The organism is Niastella sp. (genome assembly GCF_045805085.1).
Classification (GTDB): Bacteria; Bacteroidota; Bacteroidia; order Chitinophagales; family Chitinophagaceae; genus Niastella.
This window is the reverse complement of the sequence record NZ_JBJMLX010000138.1, coordinates 1-3,095: the sequence shown is the minus strand read 5'-3', so window position 1 is coordinate 3,095 and position 3,095 is coordinate 1. Positions and strand designations below refer to the sequence as shown.

3 protein-coding genes are annotated in these 3,095 nt (G+C 42.4%); all 3 read right to left on the bottom strand.

The window, feature by feature from the left end; translation table 11 throughout:
- Positions 1 to 80 precede the first annotated feature (80 nt).
- Positions 81 to 1,613: a B12-binding domain-containing radical SAM protein gene (locus ACJ751_RS06975; protein WP_407744665.1), complete on the bottom strand. Its 1,533-nt coding sequence runs from the start codon at positions 1,611 to 1,613 to the stop codon at positions 81 to 83.
- 89 nt (positions 1,614 to 1,702) lie between these two features.
- Positions 1,703 to 2,020, bottom strand: coding sequence for an RNA recognition motif domain-containing protein (locus ACJ751_RS06970; protein ID WP_407744664.1), 318 nt, complete (start codon positions 2,018 to 2,020; stop codon positions 1,703 to 1,705).
- A 348-nt stretch (positions 2,021 to 2,368) separates the two neighbouring features.
- Positions 2,369 to 2,773: a cupin domain-containing protein gene (locus tag ACJ751_RS06965; RefSeq protein WP_407744663.1), complete on the bottom strand. Its 405-nt coding sequence runs from the start codon at positions 2,771 to 2,773 to the stop codon at positions 2,369 to 2,371.
- Positions 2,774 to 3,095 lie beyond the last annotated feature (322 nt).

Sequence of the window (3,095 nt, the reverse complement as noted above, 5' to 3'; positions counted from 1 at the left end):
CTCTGTGCATTATTACAATACGGAAGAAGAAATTGAAGTGGTATGCCGGGAATTACGAACTTTATTGTTATAAAATTACTTTAACCAGCCACTGTCTTATCTAAATAAGCATTAGCATTATGCGAAAGGGCGGTTTCCGGAAGCCATTGCCACCAGATACCAAGATCTCTTTTAATAATATTATAATAAAATGCAGGCAACTCTTGTGTTTCCCCATCAAAGTATTTTCTGAAATTTTTGTCATTCAGCAGGTTCTGCCGGATCTGCCGGTAAAATTTCAATCGCCCCCACCCTTCTGAAGAAATGGCCCGCATCAAATTCATCCATTTGGTTGCCATACCATGTGTATGCATGAAGCGGCGATATATTGCCTTTGCGGAAAATGCATAATCAGTTACATCGATCACCTTATCATAAAAATCTACCCAGTCATAATTTTTGGGTTTAATATTCATCGCCAGGTGATTGTTGAGAAAGTGAAAAGGAAATGGTAAAACCCGCCCTTGTTTTTGATACTCCAGGTTCAAGGGCGCCGCTTCACCAAATGCGGTTAGCAGAGAAAAACCCGGGAAGGCATTCGGCGATTGATCTATGAATCTTTTGGTAAGCTCAAATGGTTCGGTACCGGAATCACTATCGAGTCCCAACACAAAATTAGTTTGCACGTATGGCACATAACGAAATATAGTGTTAACGTGCTCAGATACCTGGTTCACTTTTTCAACTCCTGTAATATGTGATGCCTTTGATTTATTGCCTAAGTCGTACCATGACTCAATACCAGGCAACAAGGCAATAAAACCATTCTTTTGTAAAAGGTCCAGGTGTTTAACTGTAAGAACTGACAAACTGCTTTCTGCAATAAAATTAAAGCTTTTAGGCGGACCAGCAGAAGCAATTGCGTCCATATTATCTTCAAACCGTATCCCAAAATTCGGATCATGGAAGGCTATCCAGGGCTTTTTATACTTAGTACGTAAAAACTGAAGATCTGATCTGATGGTTTGAAAATCCAATGGCTGGTAAGGCACTGTTGAATCTATACAAAACGAGCAGGTGTAAGGACAGCCCACACTGCCAAGCATAGGCACTATCTGAAGAAAAGGAGCTTTTTTTAAAGTAGGCTCTATAAATTTCCAGCGCTCCTGTACCCCACAAAAAACAGCCGGTTGTTTACCGGCGCTTAATTGTATTCCTACTGGTCGCTGCGGAGCGCAGTTATTTAAAATGTCTGAGATGATAGACCGGCTGGTAAAACCCAGTACGTAATCAAAATAAAGCGCCGCATCATCAGGGTAACACCGGGCATGCGGCCCTCCCAACACCGTTACGGCCCCCTGCTTACGATAATAATTACTCAGCGCATAAGCCAGCAGGGCAGCCTGAGTAAAAGCGCTGATAAATACCAGGTCTACTTCTTTCGGCAATTCTTTGGTGAGGTCTTCATAACCGGTATAGCAGATCATTGTCACTTCATGTCCTTCCTGTTCGCACCAGGTAGCTATTACCTGAGGCATGATACTAGCCAGGTTAGCATGCATGATCTTAGCCCATAAAGTGTTGGCAGGGCCTTTACTTACGAGGTCAATCAACCCAATTTTAAGTGGTGGCATAACGATGGCTACATCTGGTACTTATCCAAAGATGTTCAATATGATACAGTTAATAACAAGCAATCCTCGATTCAAATGAAGAGAGGTCTTTACCACCTGTTCTTATTATAACCACCTCCTCCTCTGTCATTGCGGGATGAAAAGTTTTTACGTGCGGGTTTGTCTTCTTTGGGCCTTGCTTCCATAACCTTTATGGCTCTGCCTTCAACCATGGCCTGGTCAAGTTCTGCTATAGCTTTTTTGGCTGCTGCATCATCGGGCATTTCAACAAAACCAAAACCACGCGACTTGCCGGTTTCTCTGTCTGTTATAATTTTTGCTGAAGTTATTTCGCCATAAGGGGCGAAAAAATCTTTCAGATCTTCATCCTGTACATTGAAACCTAAATTTGAAACGTAAATGTTCATTGCTCACAATTGAATAATTAAAATAATCTCTGAGAAAGGCAACCAGTAAGACTAATGAAAATGCAGAACCAGCAATTCAATTAATGATTACTAATGCAAGGCTCAAAATTTACATACCTAAGGTAACGTTTTCTAATGGAACTGATTGTTATTTTAGTTTTCTATCGGTTTTTAACCGGGTTTTACCCGTTTCACCGTTATATAGTTTTAAATCAGCGGGTTAAGCTTATACATTTTTCAACTCCGGTTTTCCGACCTAGACATAGGGTTATTTTGGTTCCCAGAACCCTTTTAGCCAGGCAAAAAGGAGCGCCTTTGCGTTTATTACACTCAATCACGACCGCGTTACTATTTAATCAGTTTTACTAACGGCTTTCCTTTCTCAACAATATAAGTAGCCAGCTCGGCGCCATTGGTTTTGCCAACGTTTTTGGCGGAGTGGGGCGTTCCGGCCGGAATGAATAACACCTCACCTGCCTTGAGCGTTACCGGCGGTTTGCCTTCCAGCTGGTATTGCAGCTCGCCTTCCAATACATATACGATCTCCTCACCCGGATGGCTATGTTTAGCAGCTAATACACCCGGGGCTATGTCAACACGAACCTGTACCATTTCACGTCCGGGTATACTGAGATCGTGTTGTTGTAAATCTGTACGTTTAACGCCCGATTGCTGTGCAAAGGCTGAACCTGTAATGGCAAATACAGAAAGTATAAGAGTAGCGATGCTGCTGGTAAGCATATTTCTTTTCATTTTCTTGTTTTTTGTAAATGTACAGTCAACAGGCAGTTCTTACCATCAGCTATCTGGTGGAGTAGGCAAATTGGCGTCCAAAGTGGACGCTTTTGAAGCGAAATTGCAATGGTGAAGGCATTACATCGCCAATGTGTTGTGACGAAGTCGTAATTTATTTCAATGGGATCAATTGCACAGCTCGATCGAGGCCTGATGGCTGCACTTTCCAGTTGCCGGCATCGAAGTCCTTATAATTGATGTTCACAAAATTTATCTCGTGGTAATTGCGCCATACTTCACCCTTGCGGTCCATATCGCGGATGCGATTGGCCATCAGGTT